28 protein-coding genes are annotated in these 26128 nt (G+C 75.0%); 11 read left to right on the top strand and 17 right to left on the bottom strand.

The window, feature by feature from the left end; genetic code table 11:
- Nucleotides 1–17: 17 nt before the first annotated feature.
- Complete coding sequence (locus AB3388_RS19650) at nt 18–1826, bottom strand: LytR C-terminal domain-containing protein (protein WP_495407002.1); 1809 nt, start codon at nt 1824–1826, stop codon at nt 18–20.
- A 199-nt stretch (nt 1827–2025) separates the two neighbouring features.
- On the opposite strand from AB3388_RS19650, the gene AB3388_RS19645 reads away from it, so the two are divergent.
- The 9 genes from AB3388_RS19645 (at nt 2026) to AB3388_RS19605 (ending at nt 10925) form a co-directional block, all read left to right on the top strand.
- A complete protein-coding gene (locus AB3388_RS19645; protein ID WP_495407001.1) occupies nt 2026–2589 on the top strand; it encodes a hypothetical protein in 564 nt (187 codons plus the stop codon).
- An 88-nt stretch (nt 2590–2677) separates the two neighbouring features.
- Nucleotides 2678–3355, top strand: a complete 678-nt coding sequence (gene nthB, locus AB3388_RS19640) for a nitrile hydratase subunit beta (protein ID WP_495407000.1) — start codon at nt 2678–2680, stop codon at nt 3353–3355.
- Nucleotides 3356–3373: 18 nt separating this feature from the next.
- A complete protein-coding gene (nthA, locus tag AB3388_RS19635) occupies nt 3374–4006 on the top strand; it encodes a nitrile hydratase subunit alpha (protein ID WP_495406999.1) in 633 nt (210 codons plus the stop codon).
- Nucleotides 4003–4419 (top strand): nitrile hydratase accessory protein, encoded by a 417-nt coding sequence (locus tag AB3388_RS19630; RefSeq protein ID WP_495406998.1) that lies wholly within the window; start codon nt 4003–4005, stop codon nt 4417–4419. Before nthA ends, AB3388_RS19630 begins: the two co-directional genes overlap by 4 nt.
- Nucleotides 4420–4599: 180 nt before the next feature.
- Nucleotides 4600–6909, top strand: coding sequence for a putative bifunctional diguanylate cyclase/phosphodiesterase (locus tag AB3388_RS19625; RefSeq protein WP_495406997.1), 2310 nt, complete (start codon nt 4600–4602; stop codon nt 6907–6909).
- Between the two features lie 60 nt (nt 6910–6969).
- Nucleotides 6970–7224, top strand: a complete 255-nt coding sequence (locus tag AB3388_RS19620) for a hypothetical protein (protein ID WP_495406996.1) — start codon at nt 6970–6972, stop codon at nt 7222–7224.
- A 101-nt stretch (nt 7225–7325) separates the two neighbouring features.
- Nucleotides 7326–8108 carry a GmrSD restriction endonuclease domain-containing protein gene (locus tag AB3388_RS19615; RefSeq protein WP_495406995.1) on the top strand — a complete coding sequence of 261 codons (783 nt, stop codon included), beginning with the start codon at nt 7326–7328 and terminating at the stop codon, nt 8106–8108.
- A 41-nt stretch (nt 8109–8149) separates the two neighbouring features.
- Nucleotides 8150–9106, top strand: coding sequence for a D-2-hydroxyacid dehydrogenase family protein (locus AB3388_RS19610; RefSeq protein ID WP_495406994.1), 957 nt, complete (start codon nt 8150–8152; stop codon nt 9104–9106).
- 133 nt (nt 9107–9239) lie between these two features.
- Nucleotides 9240–10925 carry a CocE/NonD family hydrolase gene (locus AB3388_RS19605; RefSeq protein WP_495406993.1) on the top strand — a complete coding sequence of 562 codons (1686 nt, stop codon included), beginning with the start codon at nt 9240–9242 and terminating at the stop codon, nt 10923–10925.
- Between the two features lie 82 nt (nt 10926–11007).
- On the opposite strand, the gene AB3388_RS19600 is transcribed toward AB3388_RS19605, so the two are convergent.
- From AB3388_RS19600 to AB3388_RS19570, 7 genes are all read right to left on the bottom strand, one after another.
- Nucleotides 11008–11475 (bottom strand): hypothetical protein, encoded by a 468-nt coding sequence (locus AB3388_RS19600; protein WP_495406992.1) that lies wholly within the window; start codon nt 11473–11475, stop codon nt 11008–11010.
- Nucleotides 11476–11493: 18 nt separating this feature from the next.
- Entirely contained in the window at nt 11494–11877 is a 384-nt protein-coding gene (locus AB3388_RS19595) for a type II toxin-antitoxin system VapC family toxin (RefSeq protein ID WP_495406991.1), read from the bottom strand.
- 5 nt (nt 11878–11882) lie between these two features.
- Nucleotides 11883–12104 carry a FitA-like ribbon-helix-helix domain-containing protein gene (locus AB3388_RS19590; protein ID WP_495411473.1) on the bottom strand — a complete coding sequence of 74 codons (222 nt, stop codon included), beginning with the start codon at nt 12102–12104 and terminating at the stop codon, nt 11883–11885.
- Between the two features lie 275 nt (nt 12105–12379).
- Nucleotides 12380–12631, bottom strand: a complete 252-nt coding sequence (locus AB3388_RS19585) for a hypothetical protein (RefSeq protein ID WP_495406990.1) — start codon at nt 12629–12631, stop codon at nt 12380–12382.
- On the bottom strand, nt 12628–13395 hold the full coding sequence (locus AB3388_RS19580; RefSeq protein ID WP_495406989.1) for a ParA family protein: 768 nt from the start codon (nt 13393–13395) through the stop codon (nt 12628–12630). Before AB3388_RS19580 ends, AB3388_RS19585 begins: the two co-directional genes overlap by 4 nt.
- Nucleotides 13396–13611: 216 nt before the next feature.
- Complete coding sequence (locus AB3388_RS19575) at nt 13612–14208, bottom strand: TetR/AcrR family transcriptional regulator (RefSeq protein ID WP_495406988.1); 597 nt, start codon at nt 14206–14208, stop codon at nt 13612–13614.
- The gene (locus tag AB3388_RS19570; protein ID WP_495406987.1) at nt 14205–15722 is read right to left on the bottom strand and encodes a DHA2 family efflux MFS transporter permease subunit; all 1518 of its coding nucleotides are present in this window, start codon (nt 15720–15722) and stop codon (nt 14205–14207) included. The genes AB3388_RS19575 and AB3388_RS19570 overlap by 4 nt, the downstream gene beginning before the upstream one ends.
- 163 nt (nt 15723–15885) lie before the next feature.
- Between AB3388_RS19570 and AB3388_RS19565 the strand changes: the two genes are divergently transcribed.
- A complete protein-coding gene (locus tag AB3388_RS19565; protein WP_495406986.1) occupies nt 15886–16200 on the top strand; it encodes a DUF3303 domain-containing protein in 315 nt (104 codons plus the stop codon).
- A gap of 4 nt (nt 16201–16204) precedes the next feature.
- Here the strand turns inward: AB3388_RS19565 and AB3388_RS19560 are convergent, their stop codons facing one another.
- From AB3388_RS19560 to AB3388_RS19530, 7 genes are read right to left on the bottom strand one after another with little or no spacing between them, the layout of a single operon-like run.
- Nucleotides 16205–16669, bottom strand: a complete 465-nt coding sequence (locus tag AB3388_RS19560; RefSeq protein ID WP_495406985.1) for a nuclear transport factor 2 family protein — start codon at nt 16667–16669, stop codon at nt 16205–16207.
- Nucleotides 16666–18060, bottom strand: coding sequence for a YlbE family protein (locus AB3388_RS19555; RefSeq protein WP_495406984.1), 1395 nt, complete (start codon nt 18058–18060; stop codon nt 16666–16668). Before AB3388_RS19555 ends, AB3388_RS19560 begins: the two co-directional genes overlap by 4 nt.
- Complete coding sequence (locus AB3388_RS19550) at nt 18057–19601, bottom strand: argininosuccinate lyase (protein WP_495406983.1); 1545 nt, start codon at nt 19599–19601, stop codon at nt 18057–18059. Before AB3388_RS19550 ends, AB3388_RS19555 begins: the two co-directional genes overlap by 4 nt.
- On the bottom strand, nt 19598–20539 hold the full coding sequence (locus AB3388_RS19545; RefSeq protein ID WP_495406982.1) for a 1-aminocyclopropane-1-carboxylate deaminase/D-cysteine desulfhydrase: 942 nt from the start codon (nt 20537–20539) through the stop codon (nt 19598–19600). Before AB3388_RS19545 ends, AB3388_RS19550 begins: the two co-directional genes overlap by 4 nt.
- Nucleotides 20536–21876: a lyase family protein gene (locus AB3388_RS19540; protein WP_495406981.1), complete on the bottom strand. Its 1341-nt coding sequence runs from the start codon at nt 21874–21876 to the stop codon at nt 20536–20538. The genes AB3388_RS19545 and AB3388_RS19540 overlap by 4 nt, the downstream gene beginning before the upstream one ends.
- Nucleotides 21873–22736: an XcbA family protein gene (locus tag AB3388_RS19535; RefSeq protein ID WP_495406980.1), complete on the bottom strand. Its 864-nt coding sequence runs from the start codon at nt 22734–22736 to the stop codon at nt 21873–21875. Before AB3388_RS19535 ends, AB3388_RS19540 begins: the two co-directional genes overlap by 4 nt.
- On the bottom strand, nt 22733–23509 hold the full coding sequence (locus tag AB3388_RS19530; RefSeq protein WP_495406979.1) for a phosphosulfolactate synthase: 777 nt from the start codon (nt 23507–23509) through the stop codon (nt 22733–22735). Before AB3388_RS19530 ends, AB3388_RS19535 begins: the two co-directional genes overlap by 4 nt.
- A 20-nt stretch (nt 23510–23529) precedes the next feature.
- Between AB3388_RS19530 and AB3388_RS19525 the strand changes: the two genes are divergently transcribed.
- A complete protein-coding gene (locus AB3388_RS19525) occupies nt 23530–24477 on the top strand; it encodes an AIR synthase related protein (protein ID WP_495406978.1) in 948 nt (315 codons plus the stop codon).
- Between the two features lie 2 nt (nt 24478–24479).
- Here AB3388_RS19525 and AB3388_RS19520 read toward each other — a convergent pair whose 3' ends face one another.
- Together AB3388_RS19520 and AB3388_RS19515 are read right to left on the bottom strand one after the other, a co-directional pair.
- A complete protein-coding gene (locus AB3388_RS19520) occupies nt 24480–24896 on the bottom strand; it encodes an MSMEG_0567/Sll0786 family nitrogen starvation N-acetyltransferase (RefSeq protein ID WP_495406977.1) in 417 nt (138 codons plus the stop codon).
- 13 nt (nt 24897–24909) lie between these two features.
- Nucleotides 24910–26067, bottom strand: coding sequence for an MSMEG_0568 family radical SAM protein (locus AB3388_RS19515; RefSeq protein ID WP_495406976.1), 1158 nt, complete (start codon nt 26065–26067; stop codon nt 24910–24912).
- Nucleotides 26068–26128 lie beyond the last annotated feature (61 nt).

The raw sequence follows: 26128 nt of genomic DNA, 5'->3' as shown, positions 1-26128 counted from the left end.
GGGACAGCGTGCCCGGATCAGCAGGCGGGCGCCGGGAGGCCTGCGAACTGCTCGAGCGCGGTCAGGAGCGACTCGAGGCCGTCGGGGCCGAGGACGACGGTGATGTGCGGGACGTCGCCGGGCTGGAGGAGGTCCGCGGCGTCGAGGGCCTCCGCGAGCTGCGACGCCTGCTCCTGCTCGGCGGCGGGGTAGAGGATCGCGCTCGCTGCGGCGTCGCCGGTGGTCGTGACCGTGCCGACAACCACGTCGGGAGCGGCGAGGAGGTCGGCCGCCTCGGTCGCCACCGCCGGATCACCGGTCGTGTTCAGGACGTCGACGGTGACCGATGGGCAGGACTCTGCGGTGGGGGTCGGCGTGGGCGTGGGCGTGGGCGTGGGCGTGGGCGTCGGGGTCGGGGTCGGCGTCGTGCTGTCCGCAGGCGGATCCGGTGTGGTGCTCTCCGGTGCCGGCGTTGTCGGCGTAGCGGCCGGCGGCGTGGTGGTCGGCGTCGCCTCCGGGGTCGTCGACTCGGGAGAAGTCGGCTCCGGGGTCGTGGGTTCCGAGGTGGTGGGTGCTGGTGTGGTGGGCTCCGGCGTCGTCGGCTCGGGCGTCGTGGGTTCCGGTGTCGTCGGCTCGGGTGTCGTCGGCTCCGGGGAAGCGGCTTCCGGTGTCGTGGGCTCCGTGGAAGTGGCTTCCGGGCTCGTCGGCTCGGGCGTCGTGGGTTCCGGGGTCGTGGGTTCCGGGGTCGTGGTCTCCGGCTCCGAGGGAGTGGCGAGCGGCTCAGGGGAGGGCGGTGGGGGCGACTCGGGTGCCGGTGCCGGCGGAGCCGCCGCGGCCTCGATCGCCGGCGGCTCAGGGGGAGCGGCCGGCGGCAGTGGCGTCGATTCGACGACCGTCGGCGGCAGGACCGGCGGCTCGCCCCCGGCGTAGTTCGCGGCCAGACCCAGCACGATGGCCACGTAGCTGCTCGAGTGGTTGTACGCGAACACCGCCCGGGCCTGGCCCGCGGTCGAGGACAGGTCCCCGCCCGCCCGGCAGAGATAGGTGGCAGCCGCGGCGGCCGCGTCGTAGATGTTGAACGGGTCCTCGCGGCCGTCGCCGTTGCCGTCGCGGCCGAACAACCGCCATGTCGACGGGATGAACTGCATCGGCCCCACGGCGCGGTCGTGCACCGCGTCGCCGTCCAGCCGTCCGCCGTCGGTGTCCGTGATCAGCGCGGTGCCGATGCCGGTGAGCGCGATGCCCACGATCGGCGGCGCCGACAGCCCGTCGGTGTACAGCGTCGCTCCGCCGAAGCGGCCGTGGTTGGACTCCACCCGCCCGATCGCCGCGAGCAGCGGCCAGCCGATCCCGCAACCGCTCGGGGCGCCCTCGGCCGCGCGCGTGTAGGCGTCGAGCGCGGTGGCGGGGATGCCGCTGGCGGTCAGCACCGACGCGAGGGCGGCGTCCACCGCCACGGCCTGGGACTCCGGTTCGGGAGCGGGGGCGGGTGCGGGTGCGGGTGCCGAGACCGGGGCGGCGGCGGGCGCGGGCTCCGGCGCCGGTGCCGGCGCTGCCGGAGGCGGGGCGGCCGGCGGGAGGGCAGCATCTCCGGCCGCGAACTCCGCGGCCACGCTGGGCTCGATCGGCGACACCGACGCGGACTGCAGCTTGCTCGTGAACGCGGCACTGGACCACCACGCCGAGGCCGAGCCGACCGCGGGGGTCACCTGGCTGGGGAACGCGAGCAGGGCTGCTGCCGTGAGACCCGCCGTCGCGGCAGCCGCCGCGAACCTGGCGTGCCGAACGGCCATCGGGCGCTCCCATGCTGAACGCTTCACGCGCGCCGCCGTCTGCGCGCCGTCCACCCCTCTCGATACCAGCCGACGCAGGGGTCAGCTACCGGTGCCCCCCTCCCGGCGCGAGGTCACCGGCGAGGCCCCGGCGTGCCGCTGACCCTCCGCACACCGCTGCCGCACAGGTGGTCCGCGTGCCCGAACCCCTGACCCCGGCGGCGGCGCGGTGGGACGATCGGTTCCGGAAGGACGTCTCCGAGGGAGGCGCCGGATGTCCAGGGCGTGGATCGGCTCCCAGGTGGCGGTGGCCGCCGTCCTGCTGGCCGCCTGCGGCCCGACGGACAGCGCTCCGAGCGCCCCGACCGACTGGCGCAACACCACCTACACGATCACCTGCGACGGCGTCGTCCCGGATGGCTTCCGGGCCACGCTGAAGGACGGCGCCGCGCGGGTGCCGGCCGAGAAGAGCACCGGCTACGACCACTTCGACGTCGCCTTCGAGGACCGATCCAGCGGGGACGTCGACGGCGACGGCCGGCCGGACACCGCCGTCCTGCTGCTGTGCTCACCGCAGCCGTCGAACGGGCTGCTCCAGGAGGCCCACGTCTACGCGGCCGACGGCGACGAGCTCGGCGTCCTGCCCAGCCCGCGCGCCCTGCGCAAGGACACCATCCTGGCTCCCGTGTACGACCCGGACGGGCTGTCGATCGAGGACGGCGACGTCGTCGCGCGGATGCACGCCTACGGGCCCGACGACAGCCACGCGAGCGGACCCTCCCTGCCGATCACCGTGCGCTGGCACTGGGACGGCGAGCACTTCGTCCAGCTCCCCTGACCGGCATCTGGACATCGCTCCGCCCTCGGGTGTCTGCTGACCCTCACCACCCCTGTTGGTCACCGTGCTCCGAGCGGAGGAGAAGCGGATGAACGGTGTGCACGATCTCGGCGGCACCGACGGGCTGGGTCCCGTCGTCACCGAGAAGGACGAACCGGTCTGGCATGCGGACTGGGAGAAGGTCTGCTTCGCCCTGTTCCCGACCAACGCCGTCAAGGGCTACTTCGGCGTCGACGAGTTCCGCTACGGCATCGAGCAGATGCACCCGGCGGAGTACCTGCTCTCGCCCTACTACGAGCACTGGCTGCACACCGCCACGCACTACACGGTGAAGGCCGGCGTCATCGACCCCGACGAGCTCGAGCGGCGCACGCAGTACTACCTCGACAACCCCGACGCCCCGGTGCCGCAGAAGACCGACCCCGAGCTCGCCGCGTTCATGGAGACGCTGGTCCGCCAGGGTGTGCCGGCCCGCCGCGAGTCCGACAAGCCGGCGAGGTTCTCCGTCGGCGACCGGGTCCGCGTCAAGGACGACAGCCCGTTCGGCCACACCCGCCGGGCCCGCTACATCCGCGGCCGCACCGGCACGATCCAGGCCGCGCACGGCACGTTCATCTACCCCGACAGCGCCGGCAACGGCCGGGGCGACGACCCCCAGCACGTCTACACCGTCGTCTTCACCGCCACCGACCTGTGGGGCGAGCACGGCGACCCCAACTCGACGGTCACGTTCGACGTCTGGGAGCCCTACCTCGAGCAGGCCTGACCACAGAGGAGAAGCCGGATGACCACCGAGACCCCGCTGCCGATCCCCAAGTCCGCGCAGCGCTCCGAGGAGGAGATCGCCGCCCGCGTCAAGGCGCTCGAGTCGATGCTGATCGAGCAGGGCGTCATGACCACCGACGCGATCGACCGCCTCGCCGAGATCTACGAGAACGAGGTGGGCCCGCAGCACGGCGCCCGCGTCGTCGCCAAGGCCTGGACCGACCCCGAGTACAAGGCGCGGCTGCTCGCCAACGCGACCGAGGCCTGCCAGGAGCTCGGCATCGGCGGGCTGCAGGGCGAGGACATGATCGCCGTCGAGAACACCGACACGGTGCACAACGTCATCGTCTGCACGCTGTGCTCCTGCTACCCGTGGCCGGTGCTCGGGCTGCCGCCGAACTGGTACAAGGCGCCGCCGTACCGCGCGCGGATGGTCCGCGAGCCGCGCACGGTGCTCCGCGACGACTTCGGGCTCGGCGTCCCCGAGGACGTCGAGATCCGGGTGTGGGACTCCAGCGCCGAGCTGCGCTACTTCGTCCTGCCGCAGCGGCCCGCCGGCACCGAGAACGCGTCGGAGGAGCAGCTCGCCGAGCTGGTCACCCGCGACTCGCTGATCGGCGTCGGCCAGCCGCTGGCTCCCGAGCACGCATGACGTCGCCGGACGACCGGGAGGCCGCCCGGCGCCGGGTCGAGCACCTGCTCCTGGAGCTGCCGCACCAGGAGCAGATCCGGCCCGAGGACGGCGACGTCGCCTTCGAGACGGCGTGGGAGATCCGCGCGTTCGCCCTCGCAGTGGCCGCGCACCAGGGCGGTCAGTACGACTGGCCGGAGTTCCAGCAGGCGCTGATCGCGGCCATCCGGGCCTGGGAGGACGCCGGCACCGGTGAGGACTGGCGCTACTACGACCGGTGGCTGGAGGCGCTGGAGACCCTGCTCGCCGAGCGGGGGCTGCTCGACCCGGCGGAGCTGGACGAGCGCACCCGGGTGGTGCTGACGACGCCGCGGGACATGCACCACCAGCGGGCCAAGCGCGAGCCGGTCGCCGTCGACGCCGGGCGGCGCTAGCTTTGCCGCACCGCCCTCCGGGTCGCCGTCCCGGAGGGCGCTCACGGGGGTCGCATGCGGGGGGAGTGGTGCCACTCCGTCGGGGTGAGTCGTCCCCGGCGGCCTTCAGTGCTGCCCGCGGCAGGTCGATGGCCAGGCCGACAGCGATGTCAGGCCCTGACCGCCGACCCGAGGACCGTGATGAGCAGCACCGCCGCCGCGACGCTGTGGCGTCGAGCGCGACGGCACCTGGCGCGGCCCACCGAGCCGGTGGAGCACACCCGGTGGCTGTTCTACGCGATCGCGCTGGTCTCCCTGCTGCTCACGGCTCCCGGCGCGATCGCCGAGCCCGAGCCGCTGACCCTCGTGCTGGTCGCCGTCTCCTGCCTGTCGCTGGCCGCCTCCTGGACGCACCGCTACCGGTCCCGGGCGGCCTCGCCGGCGTTCGACGTGGTCGACGTCCTCGCGGCGACCGCGTTCGCGCTGGCCTGCCCGATGCCGGCCGTCGCCTACGGGATCGTCTTCCCGGCCATGTGGTTCCGCACCATGTACGGCCGGACGTGGCGGGTCGGCGCCTACGCCGTCGGGCTGGGCGCCTCCCTGGTGGTGGCCACCCTCGCGTGGGGCGTCGTCCCGGGGCACCCCGCGTCGACCCCCGCCGGACCGGTGCTCGGCGCCCTCCCCGTCCTGGGCCTCACCTTCGTCGGCGCCCGGCACCTGGCGCTGGGCATGCTCGCGCGGGAGCAGACCCGGGGCCGGGACGCCGCGCTGCGCGAGCTCGGCACGAACCTGCTCGGGCTGACCGATCCGCTGGCGATCCGCGGGCACGGGTGGCGGGCCGTCGAGGAGGTCTGCCGGATGACGCCCGGGCTGCGGGTGCTGGCCGTCGCCGACGACGGGGACGAGGGCCTCCGCGTCGTCGAACGGGCCGGCGACTTCGTCCGCGACCTGCGCTCGCTGCCGCGGGAGCTGCTGCCGGCGACCGGCGACGCCGTCGAGGAGGTGCCGCGGCCGGGGCTGCTCGGCGCGGCCGCCGGCTTCACCGGGCAGTGGCTGCGCATGCCCCTGCCCGCGTTCCCCGGGCACTCCGCGCTCTTCCCCGGGCACTCCATGCTGGTCGGGGCGCCGGACGGCGTCCCGGGTGAGGCGGTCACCGCGCTGCAGTCGCTGAACAACCAGGTGGCCCTGGCGATGCGCAGCAGCGAGGCGCACCGCGACCTCGAGGTGCAGGCGCTCACCGACGCCCTCACCGGGCTGGCCAACCGGGCCGCCTTCACCGCCGCGCTCGACGAGGCCGCGCAGGACGCGACCGGCCGCAGCTGGGTGGTCTTCCTCGACCTCGACGACTTCAAGGTCGTCAACGACGGGCTCGGGCACGCCGCCGGCGACGAGCTGCTGCGGCACGTCGGGGAGCGCATGCTCGGTGCGCTGCGCGACGCGGACCTCTGCGCCCGCCTCGGCGGCGACGAGTTCGGCGTCCTGCTGGACGACGCCGGCGAGGACGAGGCCCGCCGGATCAGCCAGCGCCTGGTCGAGCTGCTGTCGGCGCCGATCACCCTCGAGGGGCGGCGCACCCAGGTGGGCGCCAGCGCCGGCCTGGCCCGCCTGCAACCCGGCGCCACGGGCACCGAGGCGGTGCAGCACGCCGACATCGCGATGTACGCCGCCAAGGCCGCCGGCAAGAACCGCGTGCAGGTGTTCTCGCCGGCCCTGCTCTCCGACACCTCGGCGCTCGAGGCGGAGCTGTGGCGGGCGGTGGTGGCGGGGGAGTTCGTCGTCCACTACCAGCCGATCGTCGCCACCGACGACGGCCGCTGCCTCGCGGTCGAGGCGCTGGTGCGCTGGGCGCACCCGGTGCGCGGGCTGCTGTCGCCGGCGGAGTTCCTCGACGTCGCCGAGCAGACCGGGGTGGTCATCCCGATCGGCGAGCAGGTGCTGCGCCGGGCCTGCGCCGACGCCGCCGCCTGGTCCGACGGCGACCAGGACGTCGCGCTGCACGTCAACGCCTCGCCGTCCCAGCTGGCGCACCCGCAGTTCGTGACCGTCGTCCGGGACTGCCTCGCCGCGTACGGGCTGGCCCCCGAGCGGCTGATCGTCGAGATCACCGAGTCGACCGTGCTCGACGCCCCGGCCGTGCAGGCGACCCTCGACGTCCTCGCCGGGCTCGGCGTCGGCATCGCGGTCGACGACTTCGGCACCGGCTACTCGGCGCTGACCACGCTGCGCAGCCTGCCGGTCGACGTCGTGAAGATCGACAAGTCGTTCGTCGCGGGCGCGGCGACGGTGGACGCCGACCAGGCGGTGATCGAGGCGATCGCGCAGATGGCCGACCGGCTCGGGCTGCAGACGGTGGCCGAGGGCGTGGAGGACCCCGCCCAGGCCGAGTTCGTCCGGCGGGCCGGGATCACCGCCGTCCAGGGCTTCCTGCACCAGGCGCCGGTGCCGGCCGCCGTCCTGACGGCCTGGCTGGCCTCGGGGGATCGGCACGTCCCGGCCCGGGTGCTCGTGTAGTCGCTCCATCGGTTGCGTCGTTCGACTTGAGGGTCTCAAGCCGGACGTCGATACCGAGGCATGGCCAGCGGCACGACCGAGGTCGTCCAGGGACGCGTTCCCGTCGAGCAGCGCGTCACGCCCGCGCGCTGCCCCCAGTGCTTCGTCACCCTGTCCCTCGACGACGAGCGACCACGGATCGGGTGGCTGCTGTGGGACGTGCACGTCCGGCCGCACGCCCGCATCGGGGTCGCGATCCGCTTCGAGTGCCCGAACGGCCACTGCAGCGACGACGACCCGGCGCTGCTCAAGGTGTTCCCCTCACGCCGGTTCTGAGCTGCGCGGGGACGGCGTAGGGTCGGATCGCCGTCGTCTTCCCGGGGTCCGCCTTGCCGGCTCGCGCCACCTCACGGCTGTCCCGCGGCGCCCTCCTCGCCGTGTCGCTGGTGCTTGCCTGTGCCGTGGTCGGCTGCGAACTCGGGCCGACCGTGCGCGGTGCGCCGGGAACCGCGCTCGCCGCCCTCGATGACGTGGCGGTCAAGGGCCGCGCCCCGCAGACCGGCTACGAGCGGGACCGGTTCGGCGACGGCTGGACCGACACCGACCGCAACGGCTGCGACACCCGCAACGACGTCCTCGCCCGCGACCTGGCGGACGAGACGTTCGTCGCCGGCACGCACCACTGCGTCGTCCGCACGGGCACGCTGCTCGACCCCTACTCGGGGCGGACCATCCGGTTCCGGCGGGGCGCGGAGACCAGCGAGGCGGTGCAGATCGACCACGTCGTGGCCCTGTCCGATGCCTGGCAGACGGGGGCCCAGCGATGGACGGCGCAGCGGCGAGCCGCCTTCGGGAACGATCCGCTGAACCTGCTGGCCGTCGACGGCCCGCTCAACCAGCAGAAGGGGGATGGCGACGCGGCCACCTGGCTGCCGCCCAACCGGGCGTTCCGCTGCCACTACGTCGCCCGGCAGGTGGCGGTGAAGGTCCGCTACGGCCTCTGGATGACCGCTGCGGAGCGAGACGCCGTCGAGCGGGTGTTGAGCACGTGCCCGGACGAGCCGCTGCCCGACGGCACGACCCCCAGCTCCGGACCCGCGGACGTGTTCTACGAGAACTGCGCCGCCGTCCGCGCCGCGGGGGCCGCACCGATTCGCCCCAGCGACCCCGGGTGGCGGGATCAGTTCGACGGCAACCGCGACGGCGTGGGCTGCGAGTAGGCCGGTCGACGTCGGATCTCGCCGGGGTGTAGACCGGCGAGGTGCATCGGATCGCCGTCCTCGACGACTACCAGTACGTGGCCGCGACCTACGCCGACTGGTCGCGGCTGCCCGAGTCGGTCGAGGTGGTCGAGTTCGCCGACCACGTCGACGACCTGGACACGCTGATCCGGCGGCTGCAGCCGTTCGACGTGATCGTGGCGATGCGGGAGCGGACGCCGTTCCCGCGGGCCTTGCTCGAGCGGCTGCCGAACCTGAAGCTGCTGGTCACCACCGGCGGGACCAACAAGTCGATCGACGGCGAGGCCGCTGCCGAGCGGGGCGTGGTCGTGTGCGGCACCGGTGCGCATCCGTCGGGGACGGCGGAGCTCACCTGGGCGCTGATCCTCGCCGTCGCCCGGCACGTGCCGCAGGAGGACGCCGCGGTCCGGGCCGGGGGCTGGCAGCAGACGGTCGGGCTCGACCTCGCCGGCGGCACGCTCGGCGTTCTCGGGCTGGGCCGGCTGGGGTCGCGCGTGGCTCAGATCGGGCAGGCCTTCGGCATGGACGTCGTCGCGTGGAGCGAGAACCTCACCGATGCGCGCGCGGCGGAGGTGGACGTCCGGCGGGTGTCGAAGGAGGAGCTGCTGTCGACCTCGGACGTCGTCACGATCCACCTGCAGTTGTCCGACCGGACGCGGGGGCTGATCGGGCGGCCGGAGCTGTCGCTCATGAAGCCGACGGCGATCCTGGTCAACACCTCGCGCGGCCCGATCGTCGACGAGCACGCGCTGGTCGAGGCGCTGCGCGGCGGCGCGATCCACGGCGCCGGGTTGGACGTGTTCGATCAGGAGCCGCTGCCTCGGCACCACCCGCTGCGGGAGCTGCGCCGCGCCGTCCTCACCCCGCACCTGGGCTACGTCACCGAGAAGACCTACGAGGTCTTCTACCGCGACGCCGTCGACGACGTGGCCGCCTGGCTCGCCGGCGGGCCGATCCGGGTGATCACGCCGGCCTGACGCGGTCAGGCCTCCGCGCGTCGAGATCCGCGTTCTCGTGGCATCTCGGTCCGGGAAGCCACGAGACCGCGGATCTCGTGCGGGTGATCATCCCCGCCCTGACCTGGCGTAGCGGCGGTTATCGTCCGCGATCGTGTCCTCGCTCGACCGCATCGTCCCAGCTCAGGGGCAGCCGCTGACCCGCTCCGCCCGCTTCATCAGCCGCACGCTGGACCGCCGCTGGCGGCTGCCGCGGGCGACCAGCGCGGTCCGCGTGCAGCGCGACGTCGACGTCCCCATGCGCGACGGCGCCGTCCTCCGGGCCGACGAGTACCTGCCGGCCACCGACGGGCCGCACCCGACGGTCCTGCTGCGCTCCCCGTACGGCCGCACCGGGCAGTTCGCCACCACCCTCGCGATGCCGTACGCGGCGCGCGGCTACGCGGTGGTGATGCAGAGCGTGCGCGGCACGTTCGGGTCCGGCGGCGAGTTCGAGCCGGTCGTCAACGAGGCGCGGGATGGGCAGGACACCGTCGCCTGGCTGCGCGTGCAGGACTGGTTCGACGGGCGGCTGGCCACTCTCGGCCCCAGCTACCTCGCCTACACGCAGTGGGCGCTGGCGCTCGACCCGCCACCCGAGCTCAAGGCCATGGTGCTGCACATCGGCCCGCACGACCTGGCGCAGGCCGGGATGCTCGACGGCGTCCCCCAGCTGCTCAACCTCGCCGTCTGGACGGAGCTGATCGCCCACCAGGAGCGCGTCGGCACGGTGCGCGGTCTGGTCCGGCTGATGACGGCGGAGCGGCGGCTCGCCCCGCACCTGCAGACGCTGCCGCTGGCCGGCCTGGCCGCCCGCTTCGGCGGCAACCCGGCGCCGTGGTTCGACGAGTGGATCGACCACTTCGACGCGGCCGACCCCTACTGGGACCGGTACCGGGCCACGCCCGCGGTGCACTCCTCGACCGTGCCCGCGCTGCTCATCGGCGGCTGGCAGGACTGGTTCCTCGAGCAGACGCTGTACCAGTACGCCGTCCTGCGCGATCGCGGCGTCGACGTGGCGCTGACCGTCGGGCCGTGGGCGCACCTCACCCTCGACGCCCGGGTCACCACCCGGGAGAGCCTCGCCTGGCTGGCCACGCACCTCCCGGTCGGGGACGCCGCGACGCCCGAGCGCCCCCGCGTTCGCGTCTTCGTGACCGGCGCCGCGCAGTGGCGCGAGCTGGCGGACTGGCCGCCGGCGACCGATGACCGCACCTGGTACCTGGCTCCCGCCGGTGGGCTGTCCGACGAGGCGCCCACGCAGCCCGGCGCAGGCACCTTCTTCACCTACGACCCGGCGGACCCGACGCCCTCGGTCGGCGGCCGGACGCTCGCCCGCGGCGCCGGGCGCCGGGACAACCGCCGGCTCGAGGCGCGGCCCGACGTCCGCACGTTCACCACCGCACCGCTGGAGACGCCGGTCGAGCTGCTGGGCGGCGCGCGCATCCGGCTGTTCCTCGACTCCGACAACCCGTACGCCGACGTGTTCCTGCGGCTGTGCGACGTCGACCCGCGCGGCCGGTCGGTCAACGTCACCGACCGGCTGGTGCGGCTCGACCTCGCCGACGGCGAACAGAGGGCCGGGGCCGTCGACGTGACCCTGCCCGACACCGCGCACCGCTTCCTCGCCGGGCACCGCATCCGGCTGCAGGTCTCCGGCGGCGCGCATCCGCGCTACGCCCGCAACCTCGGCACCGGGGAGCCGATCGGCCGGGCCACCCGCGGGGTGCCGGTGACCCACCGGATCGGCCACGACGTCGCGGCGCCGTCCTCGCTCACCCTGCCGGTGGGGTCCGCCTGACCCCCGTGATCATCGGCTGGTGGCTGTCGCCGTCGGCGTGTCGGCCAGCCACGTGCCGATGATCGCGGCGAGCAGCCGGGGGTCAACCGGCGAGAGCACCGCGCAGGCGCACTCCGGCCCCCCATCGGTCCGCGGTGGGTAGTGCGTCGCCGGGCGCGGCGTCACCGGTGTCGATCGCCGCCACGTCGCCCCACGCCGGCCCGACACCGAACCGGACGACGTCGGCGAGGTCGCCGGTCAGCACCACCGTGGCGGACTCGGTGGCCAGCTCGGCCTCGAAGCCGCCGTGCACGGTGACGGTGATCCGGTCACCGGGCACGGTGCCGTGCAGCCGGTGCTCCTTGCCGAACTTCCCCTCACTGCACTCGTCGAGCACGGCGCCGTCCGCAGCCTCGACGACAACCCGGCAGACGACGCCCTCGGGAACGCCCATGCCGCGGCTCGGTCCGTGCAGGACGCGCACCGTGGCGCCGACGCCGCTGTCGGCGAACCGGACGTCGTCACCGGCTGTGTAGTCGTACGGGTGCTTGCCGCGCCTTCGCCGTCCCACGACGTGCAGTGTCGGGTATCAGGCCGGTACGACCACGGGGCAGCGCAGCCCCGAGGCGCGGGCCAAGTGCTGGTCGACGGTGGCCAGCGGGGCATCCAGCAGCTCGGCGAGCGCCGCGTAGGTGGCGTCGTACGCGCTGACGCTGTTCCGCAGCTGAAGCGCCCGGTCGAGCAGAGGTTCGTGAGCGTGCCGCGCCACGGCAAGCGCGCGTAAATCGTCGAGGAACAGAAAGGCGTCGTCCGCCGGCAATCGTCCGGCCAGGACCCAGCGTCGGATGGCCGAGGTCACCTCGACGTCGAGCAGGTGCGGGGCGTGCACCTCGTCACGCTCGAGGAGTTGCCGCGCGGCATCTCCCTCCGCGCCCGCGACGAGCAGTGCGGCGACGACGACGGACGCATCCACGACGATCACCGCTCGGGCCGGTCTGCATGCACCTGGTCGACGACCTCTGCGAGGGAGACGTCGAGCCGGCGCGCTGCCGACCGCGCGAGAACCTCGGCCACGGGAGGCCGGGCGGCGACCCGCTCCAGCTCGCGCAGCACGTACTCGGACAGCGAGACACCGGCGGCTGCCGCGCGCCGCCGCAACTCGGCGTGCACGTCGTCGGGCACGTTGCGGACCTGCAGCATCTTGGCCACGGAGCCATCCTTGCATGCGATTCGCATGCGTTGGTCACACGTCGCCGTCGGTCGGGCGCCGCGCACGCTGGGACGCCTTCTTGCGGTTCGGGCGTCGTGACACGAGGTCGACGCTGGCGTCGCGCACTGTCCGAGCCTGGCCGTCCGGCGCAGCCGTGGACATCTTCGCTGAGGCGCAGAGCGAGCGGCACACGCGCTACGGATGGCGTATGGCGGCACTCGTGGGAGCCGGCTGACACCACCGTGGGAGCGGGCCGGTACTGGAACTACGCCTTCGGTGCCCGCAGCCCGCTCAGTGCGAGGCGCAGCGGGCCGGCGCTGAGCACCACGTCGGTGCCGCGCCCCGGCGCCGCCACCCGCGGCCGGGCCCAGCGCAGCGGCGTCCACCGCATCTCGATGGTCGGGCTCGTGCGTTCCGGCGACGCCTTCACCGGCTCGGCAGCGGTCACCGGGATCGGCGCGGCGGTCCGGAGATCGGCCAGGAGCTCGTCCTGCAGCGAGCTGCGGCGGGTCGTCATGCGGGGATCCTCTCGGCGGTGGCGAGCACCTCGTCGGCGAGCGCCGCGTACGCGGACCCCGCCGGGCTGGCCGGGCTGGACAGGGTGATCGGGCGCTTGGCCAGGGTGCTGGTGACGACGCGCCGCGACATCGGCACCCGGGTCTCGAAGATCGGCAGCCCGGTGCCCTCCAACGCGCCGGCGACCTCGCGGGCCGCCCGCCCGCGCTGGTCCCACAGCACGCACGCGGCGCCGGTCAGCTCCGCGGAGGTGTTCTCGTACGCCTGGTGCTGCTGGACGAACGCGGCCACGCGCAGCACCCCGATCGCCGAGCCCGGGTCGTTGGTGAACACGGCCAGTACCGAGTCGGCGGCGGCGACCGCAGCCAGCGTCAGGCCGCCGAGGTCCCCGCGGGTGTCGAGGACGACGTGGTCGTACTCGGCGAGCAGCGGCCGCAGCGCCCGGCGGACGCTCGTGGTCAGCCCACCCGCGGCGGCCAGCTGGCCCGCGGCGGTCTCGAGCGTCGGATGCGCGGGGATCACGTCGAGCCCCGGGGCGACGTCGTGCCGGACGACGGCCCGCGGGTCCGCGGTCGGGTTCTCGAGCAGGCCGGCGAGGCTGTCGTCCGCCGTCTTCGCGACCACGCCGAAGGCCCGCCCGAGGCTGTCCTGCGGATCGACGTCCACGGCGAGGACGCGGCCGTGCCGGGTGAGGGCGACTGCGAGGTTGGCCGCCGTCGTCGTCTTGCCCACGCCGCCCTTGGAGGAGCACACCGCCAGCCGCATGGCGGGGAGTGTGACGGAATTCGGCCCTTGCCCCGGGTAGGCGTGCCGGGTCGGCGGTGACGGTGCCCACGCATCGCACCGTGCGCATCGGCCTCACCGGCCTGTCGCCGCTCGTCGTAGCCCAGCGGTCACGGGTCCGACGTTGACCATCGGCGGGTGGCTGCCCGACACGCCGGGAGGGGCAGCCACCTGCCGATGATCAACGGTGCAGCACGGCTACGGGCGGGCGCCGAACCAGTCGATGCCCTCCAGCCGGGCCAGCGCGGCGTCGATCTGCTCGGCCATCCGGTCGAGAGCGCCGCTCTCCGCCGCGGTCGCCGCCACGGACAGCAGGACGCCCATGAACGCGCCGACGAGTGCGGTGACCCCCGGGTCGTCGGCCGGCCTGCGCGCGCTCTCGGCCAGTGCGGTGCGGCACCGCCCGGCGACGCTCACGAAGTTGTCGATCGACCGCGACCGCAGCGCGGGCTCGGCGAGCAGCAGCGCGGCGCGCTGGCCGCTGCGCGCCCATTCGTCGGCCGGCATCTGCGCGAAGGCGGCCCCGATCATGGCCCGCAGTGCGGTGATCGGGTCGGTCGCCGTCCCGGCCTCGCGGAAGGCCGCCACGAAGAGGTCGTCGTACTCGTCCTGGACGACGACGTCCTCCTTGGTGGCGAAGTAGCGGAAGAAGGTGCTCGGCGAGATCTCCGCGGCGGCCGCGATCTGGTCGACCGTCGTCGCCCCGTAGCCCTGCTCGCCGAACAGGCGCATCGCGTGTTCCTGGATCGCCCAGCGCGTCTTCGCCTTCTTCCGCTCCCGCAGCCCCTCCGTCATGCGGCGATTGTCACGGACTCGCGTTCTGCGGACGACGACGAACCGCGGGCCGGCAGCCGCAGCGCCGCCACCACCGCTCCGGCCACCGCCACCGCCGCGGTCACCAGCAGGACGACGGTCATCGCGTGCACGTACGCCGCGGACACCGAGGCGGTCAGCGCCGGGTTGCCCTGCGCCACGGCCATCCCCGCGGTCACCGACTCGCGCGCCGCCGCGGCCGCAGGCGCAGGCAGCCCCGCGAGGTCCAGCCGGCCGGTGTAGGCGGCGCTGGCGAGGCTGCCCAGCACGGCGACGCCCAGTGCGCCGCCGACCTGCCGCAGCGCCATGGTCAGCGCGGTGCCCGACCCGCTGTGCTCCTCCGGCACCTCGTCGAGGACGGCGTCCATCGCCGGCGTGATGGTGAGTCCCAGCCCGGCGCCGGTCAGCCCCAGCCAGACGGCCATCGCCGCGTACGGCGTCCCGACCTCGAGCGTGGCGCCCCACGTCAGGGCGCCCGCGATGACCAGCAGCCCGGCGACCACCGGCACCCGCGCCCCGAGCCCGACGGTCAGCCGCTCGCCGACCTTCGCGCCGACCACCAGGCCGAGGATCAGCGGCAGCAGCCGGAGGCCCGTGCCCAGCGGGTCGAAGCCGCGCACCGACTGCAGATACAGCGGCACCACGAAGAGCAGGCCGAGCATCGCGAACATCGCCACCGTCGCGCTGACCGTGCCCCAGGTGAACCGCGGCCGGCGCAGCAGCGCCAGGTCGACCATCGGCGTCGCCGTCCGCCGCTCCCAGGCGACGAACCCGGCCAGCAGCGCGATCCCGGCCAGCCCCGCCACCAGCACCGGCGCGCTGGTCCAGCCGCGCGCGGGCGCCTCGACGACTGCGAACACCAGCCCGACCAGCCCGGCGGTCGACAGCGCCGCGCCCGGCACGTCCAGGGGCGACGGCGAGGCCTCCCGCGACGCCGGCAGCAGGACGGCGACGCCGATCGCGGCCGCGACCCCGAGCGGCACGTTGATGAGGAAGACCGAGCCCCACCACGCGTGCTGCAGCAGCCAGCCACCGACGATCGGCCCCAGCGGGAGGCCGAGGCCGAGTGCGACGGTCACCGACGCGATCGCCTTGGGTCGCTCATCGGCGTCGAAGATCGACGGCAGCACGGCCAGCGGCACGGTCATGATCACGGCCGCGCCGATGCCCATGACGGCCCGGGCGACGATCAGCCAGGTCGCCGTCCCGGAGTAGGCGGCGCCCAGCGAGCCGAGGGTGAAGATCGCGATCCCGGTGACCAGCACCGGCCGCCGGCCCAGGCGGTCAGCGAGCGCGCCCGCGGGCAGCAGCAGGCCCGCCAGCACCAGGACGAAGGCGTCCACCGTCCACTGCAGCTGGGCGGTGCTCGCGCCCAGGTCCGCGGCCAGGGTGGGCAGCGCGACGTTGAGGATCGTCGAGTCCAGCCCGACGAGGAGGACGGCGAGCATCAGCGCGCCGAGCACCCACCACCGCCGAGGATCACGAGAGAGCGTCATGGCCGGTCTCCTGACAGCAGCTACGAACCGATAGTTACTGCAGAATGACAGTGACTTTCACATCTGCCCAGGGCCTTACGGCCTCCGCGACCCGGGGTCTTGCACGGGGCGGCGGTCCTCGGGAGGGTGCCCTTGCTGAGCGTCGGCGGGAGGGGAGCAGGCGATGAAGTACGTCGTGACCTGGCGGGAGCGTCCGACCGGTTCGGCCGCGGAGTACGAGGCGGCGCAGAAGCGCATCCTGGACGTCTTCTCGGGCTGGACGATGCCCGAGAGCCTCACGTTCCACCAGTTCCTGGTCCGGGTCGGTGAGTACGGGGGCTACGCGGTGATCGAGACCGACAGCCCTGACGACCTGCACTACCTCTGCACCGTCTACGCGGCGTTCGCCTTCACCGTCGAGCCGGTTCTGGACGTGATGGACGCAGTCGCCGCCGAGCAGCGCGCGATCGGGTACCGCGACTCACTCGCGACGGGCTGAGGAGCTACAGCCCCAGGTCGCTCAGCCCCGGGTGGTCGTCGGGGCGCCGGCCCTGCGGCCAGTGGTACTTCCGGTCGGCCTCGGTGATCGGCAGGTCGTTGATGCTGGCCATCCGGCGGCGCATCAGGCCGTCCCCGTCGAACTCCCAGTTCTCGTTCCCGTACGAGCGGAACCAGTTGCCCGAGTCGTCGTGCCACTCGTAGGCGAACCGGACGGCGATGCGGTTGCCGGCGAACGCCCACAGCTCCTTGATCAGCCGGTAGTCCAGCTCACGGGCCCACTTGCGGGTGAGGAACTCGCGGATCGCCGCCCGCCCGGTGAAGAACTCCGACCGGTTGCGCCACTGCGAGTGCTCCGAGTACGCGAGCGCCACCTTGTCCGGGTCGCGGGTGTTCCAGCCGTCCTCGGCCATGCGCACCTTCTGCACGGCCGAGTCGTGGTCGAACGGCGGGAGCGGCGGTCGGGTCATGAGAGCCTCCTGTCCAGGTCGAGCAGTGCGGCACGGAAGCAGCCCAGCGGCGCCTCGGCTACCCCCGCGCCGATCTGCCCGCTGCCGTCCGCGTTGTGCAGGATCCCGGTGGTCACCTTGGGCGTGATGCCGTGCTCCACCACCCGGCGGACGTCGACCCCCAGCGGCGTGCCGCGCCCGCCCGAGGCCGGCAGCAGGATCCGGCTCGACCGGCCGACGCACACGCGGTCCAGCTCCCGGGTCAGCTGCGCCGCCGCCTCCAGTCCGCCCACCAGCGAGCCCACGGACGGCGACCCCTCCGCCGCCGCGCCGCCGAGGCCCACGAGTTCGAGCACGGCACTGTCGCCGATGTCCGGCGCCCCGTCGTCCGGACCCCGGCCCGGGTGGAACAGCGCGCGGCCCACCGGCGGCGCCGGTGCGAGGAACCACGCCGAGCCCGGCAGCCGGACGCCGAACGTCGTCCCGTTGCGGGCCATCGTCGTCACCACCGACGAGCCGGGCACCTGACCGGCCCACTCGGTCAGCGCCCGCGCCGCGGCCATCGCCAGGGTCAGGAACAGCAGGTGGTTGCCGGAGAGGAACCGCGCCACCTCGACCCGCCGCGGGTGATCCGCGGCCATCAGCCCCGGCAGCAGCACCTTCAGCAGCAGGTTGGTCGCGGCCTGGGTGCGCACGTGCACGTCGTCGCCCATCGCCACCGCCTGCGCGGCCAGCGACAGGACGTCGACCGGCTCCTCGGCCGCCGCCACCGCCGAGGCCAGCACCGGCGCCACCGCCTCGCGCAGCAGCACCAGCCGCTCGACGGCGCCGTCCGTGTCCCGGCCGAACCACGGCACGTCGCCCGAGCCCTGGCCCAGCGGCGCCCAGGCGGTCACCGCGTCCAGGGACACCACCCACACCGGCGTCGACGGACCCACCACGGCGGCCATGGGGACGACGCCGCCCGACTCGTTCGCCGGCCCCAGCCCGACCGCCCCCGAGACCAGCAGCGCGTCGGCCTCGCCGACCGAGGCCGCCCACCCCTCCGCGACCACCGCGGCCCGCATCGACCGCCGCAGCGGATCGCCCACCTGCTCGAACGGCAGCGCCGGCCCGGCGTGCCGCAGCGACCGCCCGGTCAACCCCGGCACCACCTCGGCGGCCGGCCGGACGGCGGACAGCACCGGCACCCCGGTGTCCAGCCGGCGGAAGACCTCGGCGTTCGCCTCGTCGATCCGCTCGTTCAGGGGACCGCTGAGCCGGCGCAGCGCGCGCAGCGCCTCGACGTCCCCGCCGGCCGGCACCCGCCAGTCGACCTGCACCGCCGGCCGGCCCTGCGCCCGCACCGCGTCGGCGAACAGCGGCAGCCCGACGTTGACCACGGCCACCTCGTCCGGCAGCACTCCGCTCACGGCGCTCCTTCCGCCCCGGGGGACTTTCCGCGCCGAAAGTCCCCGAGGTGGTCCGGACTTTCGGCGCGGAAAGTCCCGGTGGCGACGGCGGCCGCCCGCGCCACCAGCGCGCGCTCCGCGCCGCGGAACCCCGCCCGCCGCTCCCGCGCCAGCGCCAGCCACCGCGCGGCCTCGGTGACGCAGGCCGCCGCCATCGCCTCCACCACCGGCGGCGCCGCCCCGCCGGCCGCCGTCCGGGTCTCGACGATCCGCCGCGGATCGAGCACCTCGGTCAGATCCCGCCCGGCCAGCCCGATCGGCGCCCCGGCGACCTCCGCCGCCGCGGCGTCGAGCATCGCCCCGGTCAGGTCCACCCCGCGCAGCCCCGCGGCCTGCGCGGACCGGACCGCCCGGCCGACCACCTCGTACGCGGTGCGGTAGTCGACGTCGCAGGTCTGCATCACGTACTCGGCGAGGTCGGTGGCCTGGCTGAACCCGGACTCCAGCGCCGCGGCCATCCGGGCGGCGTTGACCGTCAGCGTCCGCACCACGCCCGCGGTCAGCCGGGTGGTGCGCAGCGCCAGGTCCAGCGCCCGCGGCACCTCTCCGTAGGCGTAGATGAGGTTGTCGCTGCGCGCCGACGGGCTCTTCACCACCGCGAGGAACCCGCTGACCCGGCCGATCAGCGTCCCCGACGCCCCGCGCACGATCGACAGCGCGTACGGGTTGCGCTTCTGCGGCATGAGCACGCTGGCCCGGCTGTACCCGTCGGCCAGCGTCACGTAGTCGAACTCCAGCGACGCCCAGATCTCGAGGTCCTCGGCCAGCTTGCTCTGCGTGCCGACCAGGCTGGCCACCACCGCGAGGACGTCGACCAGCCCGTCGGTCTGCCACATCGCGTCGCGGGTGTGCTCGATGACCCCGTCGAAGCCGAGCATCGTCGCGACCGGGCCGCGGTCGTCGAGCAGCCGGCTGCCGTTGACGCAGCCCGCCCCGCCCGGGCTGGCGTTGATCCACGCCAGCGCCTCGACCAGCCGGCGCACGTCGCGCAGCACCGGATAGGCGAACGAGAGCAGGTAGTGCCCGAACGTCGAGGGCTGGGCGTGCTGCAGGTAGGTCTGGTCGGGCATCCAGGTGCGGCTGTGCCGCGCGCTCACCGCGGCGAGGACGTCGGCCAGCGCCGCGCCGGCCTCGATCAGGTCGACCACCTGGTCGCGCAGGTGCAGCCGCAGCGCGATCCGCACCGCCTCCCGCCGCGGCCGCCCGGCGTGCAGCCAGCCGGCGTCGGTGCCCAGCTGCGAGACGAAGTAGCGCTCGCGGCTGTTGTACGGCTCCCCGAACGCGGGGTCGTAGGGGAACTCGTCGGGCGCGGTGCGGTCGGCCTCGAGCAGCAGGCGCAGCAGCCGGCGGGCCGGCTCGTCGCGCACCACGCCGCGCGCATGCAGGTCCAGCACGTGCGCCAGGTCGGCCCGGTTGAGCCCGGCGTGCAGCAGCGGCGCGTCGGCGTTCTCCAGGTGGAAGCCGGACTCCACCAGTTCCGGGGCCGGGCCGCCGAGCGTCATCGCAGCCACCCCGCGACCGCGTCGAGCAGCCCGCCGGTGTGCCAGAACAGCGCCGGACCCCGAGTCACCGCCGGCAGGACCGCCAGCGCCTTCGCCGTGTAGACCGGGTCGAGCACCAGCCCCTCGGTGCGCAGTGCGAGGTCCGCGGCGGCCGACCCCTCGGGGGAGGGCAGCGCGTGCCCCGGCCCGCGGGCGTCGACGATCTCGACGTCCGCGGCGGACGGCGCCGGCTCCCCGCGCAGCGCCGCTACTGCCGTCGCCAGGTCGAGCACCCGCGCGGCGATCTCCGCGGGCGGCCGGCTCACCGACGCGCCCACCAGCCGCAGCGGCCGGCCGTGCGCCACGTTCCCGGCCACCAGCCCGGCCAGCGTGCCCCCGGACCCGGTCGGCACGAGCACCACCGGAGGGCCAAAATGGCCATTTTGGCCCTCCGCGAGCTGGGGGAGGAGCTCGTCGACGGCGTCCCGGTAGCCCGACGCCCCCACCGGGCTCGCCCCACCCCGGGGGACGACGTAGGGACGGCGACCCGCCGCGGCCAGCTCCGCCGCCACCGACGGCAGGCAGGCGTCGACAGAGGCCCGGTCCGGATCGCCGGTGAACCGCGGGCTCGCGCCCCACGCCCGCGCCGCGGCCAGGTTCGGGTGCCCCGCCCCGGGCGGCGACCCGGCGAGCACCAGCACGCAGTCCAGCCCGGCCCAGGCGGCCGCCGCCGTGGCCGCCTGCACGAAGTTCGAGCCGGGCACGCCGCCGGTCACGAGGACGTCGGCGCCCGCCCGCTGGGCGTCCGCGATCAGCGGCCCGAGCTGGCGGGCCTTGTTGCCGGCGACCGCGAACCCGGTGAGGTCGTCCCGCTTCACCAGCAGCGGCGCGGCCAGCCCCAGCGCCGCCCCGAGCCGCGGCGCCTCGACCAGCGGGGTGGGGAGCAGCGCGAGGGTCACGGCTCGGCCTCCCGCGCGGCACGGCCGCGGGCCACGACCAGGTCGACCATCTCGCCGACCGCTGCGACGTCGGGCTCCAGCGCCTCGAGGTCCTGCTCGGTGAGCAGGCCGGCGTTGACCAGCGCCCGCCGCATCGGCCGCCCGGTGAGCCGGGCGTCGGCGAGCGCGGCCTGCAACGCCTCCCGGGCGGCGTCCCGGCCCAGCCGCGGGGTGAGCAGGGTCAGCACCTGCTCGCTGCCGGCCGAGTCGTCGAGGTGGGCGGCCATCGCCGCGGCGTCGACCTCCAGGCCGGCCAGCAGGTCGGCGGCCAGGGCGCAGGCGGTCGCCGTCAGCAGGCAGGCCTCCGGCAGCGCCACCCACTCGGCCTTCCAGCTGCGGCCGTCGCGCTCGTGCACGCCGGACATGCCCTCGAGCAGCACGCCGGCCGAGGCCCGGGTCAGCCGGGCGAGGGTGTCGAGGTGCTCGCTGCGCTCGGGGTTGCGCTTGTGCGGCATCGTGATGCTGCCGACCGTGCCCTCGGTCCGCGGCTCACCCAGCTCGCCGAGCTCCGGCCGCTGCAGCTCGAACACCTCGTTGCCGATCCGCGCCAGCGTGCCGGTCACCATCGCGAACACCGCGCCGACCTCGGCGATCCGGTCGCGGGCGGTCAGCCACGAGATGCCCGGGTCGCCCAGCCCCAGCTCCGCGCAGAACCGCCGCCGGACCGCCAGCCCCCGCGGCCCCTGCCCGGCCAGGCTGCCGACCCCGCCGCCGAGCTGGCCGACCAGCCAGCGCGGCGACCCCTCGCGCAGCCGGTCCAGGTGCCGCCGCAGCTCGTCGGCCCACGACGCCGCCTTCCACCCGAACGTGATCGGCGCCCCGGTCTGGCCGTGGGTGCGGCCGGCCATCAGCGTGTCCCGGTGCCGCTCGGCCAGCTCCAGCGCGGCGTCCTCGGCGAGCAGCAGGTCGCGGCGCACCTCGGCCAGGACGGTGCGCAGCGCGGTCGCCGTCCACGTGTCGGTGAGGTCCTGCACGGTCGCGCCGACGTAGAGGTGGCGGTGCACGTCCTCGGGCAGCACCTCCCGGAGCGCGCGGATCAGCCCGAGCGTGCTGTGCCCGCTGGCCCGCGTCTCCGCGGCGACCAGCGACAGGTCGAGCAGCTCGACCCGCGCGCGCGTCGTGAGGACGTCGGCGGCCGGGCCGGGCACCAGCCCCTCCGCGGCCTGGGCCCGGGCGAGCGCGGCGAGCACGTCGAGCCAGCCCTGCAGCCGCCCGCGCTCCTCGAACACCGCCCGGACGGCGGGGGTGCCCCACAGGTGGGCGTACATCTCCGAGTCGGCGATCCGCGCACCGCTCATGTCGTCACCGCCGCCGCCAGCGCCGCCCGCAGCTGCCCGAACGACGCGCCCCACGGGGTGACCACCGTGCGCCCGTCGACCTCGTTGCGGTCCTCGAACAGGCAGCACTTGGTCACCAGCGGCTCGCCGGCCGGCAGTTCGAGGCCGCAGGCCAGCGTGCGCGGGCACATGTCGATCTGACGCACCGTGCCGCCGTAGAGGAAGTCGTGGATCGCCCGCGAGCGCGCGCAACCGACCAGCGTCCAGTCCGCCCGCGGCGGCACCTCGTCGAGGTAGGCGACGTCCGCCCCCGGCACGTCCACGCCGCCGCCCCGGCAGGGCAGCAGGTAGGCCGGGTCGCGGGGTTCGGGCAGCAGGTCGGTCAGTTCGACGACGTGCGGCACGAGCTGCACGCCGGGCAGGTCGTCGGCGGTGGCCAGCACCCGCCGCAGCTGGTCGACCAGCTTCGCCGGCCGCGGGGGGACGACGTCGAGCACGTGCACTCGCACGGGCGCTGGGTCGAGCACGAAGCTCACGTGCCCGTACGCGCCCTCGACCACGACGCACCGCGCGCCGGGCGCCTCCGCGGCGGCGGCGAGCAGCTCGGTGGGCACGCCGGTGTCGGCCTCCGGCCGGTGCAGGTACGCGGTCTCGTCGGGGCCGGCCAGCAGCTCGACGTCCTCGACGGCGGAGAACAGGCCGGTGGTGCGGCCGCGGACCAGCCGGACCAGCGCCGTCCGCCCGCCGTTGCGCACGACCATGTGGTCGCTGCGCCGGTACACCGGCCGAGAGGTGAGCAGCGCGCGCAGCGGCCCGGCCTCCAGCGGTACGTCGACGTCGGTGACCGAGACCTCGCGGTAGCGGTCCGGGTAGAGGCTCATCGCGGCACCAGGCCGAAGGTGTCGGCGCGCAGGCCCAGCCGCAGCGCCTCCACGCCGAGCGTCTCCGCCGGCGGGATGTTGCCGAGGTTCACGTCCGGGCCGAACCGCCGGATCAGCCACGCCTGCTGTTCCTTGCGCGGCGCCTCGAACACCGCGCACTCGACCCCGACGGCGTCCACCACCGCGGCGGCGACGTCGGTGCGCACGGCGCCGTCCGGGCCGAACAGGCCGACCGTGCCGCTCTCCCGCCCCTCGGTGACGACCCACGTCGCCCCGGCGGCGCGGTCGGCGGCGGCCGCGGCCGCCCATGCGGCGGGGGAGACCTCCGCGGCGGGGTCCTTGCTGCCGATCTCGGCGAGAACGACGAACCGCGCGGCCGCCGCCTCGATCAGCGCGCGTTTCTCGGACGGGCCGAGGGGCGCCACCCCGTTCGACACCTCGACGCAGGGGAAGCCGAGGTCCGCCGCCCAGGCCAGGAACTCGCCCGCCGCGCCCTGGTGCCAGGCGACCTCCAGCAACGTGCCGCCGGTGCAGCCCAGCACGCCGTGCTCGCCCAGGACGGCGAGCTTGTCGGCCAGCCCGGGATCGAGGTAGGCGGTGCCCCAGCCGAACTTCCAGACGTCGACGTAGTCGCCGCAGACCGCCAGCAACCGCGCGGCGTCGTCGGCGGGCAGTCCCTTGTCGAGCACGTGGGTCAGCCCGCACCGCCGCGGTTTGCGCGCACGCGGGGGCACCGCGAGGAAGCCCGGCGCGGTATTCACCTTCCGACACATCCGACCGTCAGGAGGTCGCCGTGGCCGATCTCGCCTCGCTCGCCGACGCCCTCCGGACGCTGCCGGGGGTGCGGGCCAAGGCCGACATCGGCCTGGTGGCCGACGTCCTCGGCGGCGGCGACTGGTACGCCGGCCCGGGGGACGACGGCGCGGTGCTGCCCGACGGCGCGGGCTCGGTCGTCGTCGGCGGGGAGGCGATCCTGCCGGCATTCGTCGCCGCCGACCCCCACGGCGCCGGGATCGCGGCCGTGCTGGCCAACGTCAACGACCTGGCCGCGATGGGCGCCCGCCCGGTCGCGCTGCTCGACACCGTGGTCGGCCCGCCCGAGGTGGCGCGGGAGGTGCTGCGCGGCATGCGCTGGGCCGCCGAGCGCTACGACGTCCCGATCGTCGGCGGCCACCTGACCCGCACCGACGGGCCGCCGGCGCTGTCGGCGTTCGGCATCGGCCGCGCCGAGCGGGTGCTCTCGGCGACGGCGGCCGCGCCCGGCCAGGTGCTGGTGCTGGGCTGCTGCCTGGACGGCGCGATGCGCACCGACTTCCTGTTCTTCCCCTCCTTCGAGCAGCGCGGTGACCGGCTGGCCGGCGACGTCCGGCTGCTCGCCGAGCTTGCCGCGGCCGGCGCGGCGGTGGCCGCCAAGGACGTGAGCATGGCCGGCCTGGTCGGCTCGCTGGCGATGCTGCTCGAGCCCGGGCGGCTGGGGGTCGCCCTCGACCTCGACGTCCTCCCGGTGCCCGCCGCGGTGCCGATGGCCGACTGGCTGGCCTGCTTCCCGGCGTTCGCCTTCCTGCTGACCTGCCCGCCCGAGCGGGTCGAGGACTGCCTCGCCGGCTTCCGGGACCGCGGGCTGACCGCCGCGGCGCTCGGGGTCCTCGACGACACCGGCCGGATCCGGCTGGTCCGCGCCGGGGACGAGGCGACCGTCTTCGACCTGACCCGCGAGGGGGTCACCAACCTGCGGCGCTGAGCTCATAGCGGGATCGACATCCACTGGTGCGGCACGCCGAGGTGGTCGGCCGGCGGCGCGGTCGGCGCCCAGCCGAGGTGCTGGAAGAAGCGCACGTTGACCTGCTGCACCCGGGCCTGCATCCGGGTGCCGCCCCGCTCGCCGGCCAGCGCCACGGCCAGCCGCACCAGCTGCCCGCCGATCCGGTCGCGGCGGAACGGCGGTAGCACCGCCAGCCGGTCGCCGTGCCAGAGCCCTCCGGTCAGCGGGTAGAGCCGCACCGTGCCGGCCGGCTCACCGCGCACGAAGCCCAGCACGTGCACCGTCGCCGCGTCGTCGTCGTGCTCGTCGGCGTCCGTGCCGTCGAACAGGCCCTGCTCGGCGACGAACACCGCCCGGCGGATCGCCAGGTGGACGGCCAGCTCGCCGGCGTCGGCCACCGGCCGGCAGCTCTCAGAGAGCGACGACGGGAAGGGACGGACGTCCGTCACGGATCCCCCTGTCCGAGCGCTCGAACGCGCCCAGGCCCGAGCAGGCCTGGCAGCGCGCGCAGCCGGCGGTGACCCCCGCGGCGGACAGCCCGCGCGCGGCCAGGTACGGGACGACGCGGCGGTAGACGGCCTCCACGGCCTCCCGCGGCGGCGGGCGGAACTCCTCCATGAGGCTGCCCGGCACCGGCCGCAGCGGGACGACGAACGGGTAGACGCCGAGGTCGATCGCCCGCCGGCAGCCCTCGACGGTGAGCTCGACGTCCTCGCCCATGCCGAGGATGACGTAGGTCGACACCTGCCCCGGCCCGAACGCGGCGACCGCCCGCTCCCACGCGGCGAAGTAGGCCTCGAGACCCCAGCGGGCCTTGCCCGGGGCCACCCGCGCCAGCACCGCGGGGTCGAAGCTCTCGACGTGGATGCCGACCGAGTCCACGCCGAGGTCGGCGACCCGGTCGATCACGTCGAGGTCGGACGGCGGCTCGAACTGCACCTGCACCGGCAGCCCGGCGGCCTCCTTGACCGCGGCGGCGCAGCGGGCGACGTACATCGCGCCCCGGTCGGGCGTGGCGGTGCTGCCGGTGGTCAGCGTCGCGTCGACGGCGCCGTCGAGGTCGCGGGCGGCTCGCGCCACCTCGCCCAGCATCGCGGGGGTCTTCTTCGCGATGGTGCGGCCGGCGGCCAGCGTGACGCCGATGCCGCAGAACCGGCACTGGTCGGCGGTGCCCCAGTAGGCGCAGGTCTGCAGCACGGTGCTGGCCACCGAGTCCAGGTGCAGCAGCGCGATCTGCCAGTACGGGATGCCGTCGGCGGTGGTCAGGTCGTAGTAGCGCGGGCGGGGCGCGGCGGACGCCGAGGCCAGCCGCACGCCGTCGCGGTAGACGCCCCACCCGCCGTCGTCCTCGCCGCGCAGCGTGTACGGGGAGTCGGCGACGTACGCGGCAGCGGTGGGCACGGTCGTGCGGACGCCCTCGACGTAGAGCATCCCGGCGTCGGCCGGCCCGGCCCCGCCGGTGCGGGTGGCCACGGGCACCTCGACGCGCAGCCCCTCGCTCTGCAGCGCGGTGATCAGCCGGGCGACGTCCTCCGCGGAGGGTGTGGGCGCTTCCGTGGTCACGGTCATGAGCCGCCCCTTCCTGGGCCGCCACCGGCGTTCACTATCGGAAACACTCGATCCGACCAGG

It is taken from the genome of Geodermatophilus sp. SMS 5-13 (genome assembly GCF_059428245.1).
Note: the sequence above shows the minus strand (reverse complement) of the source record. Positions and strands in the feature narration are given on the sequence as shown.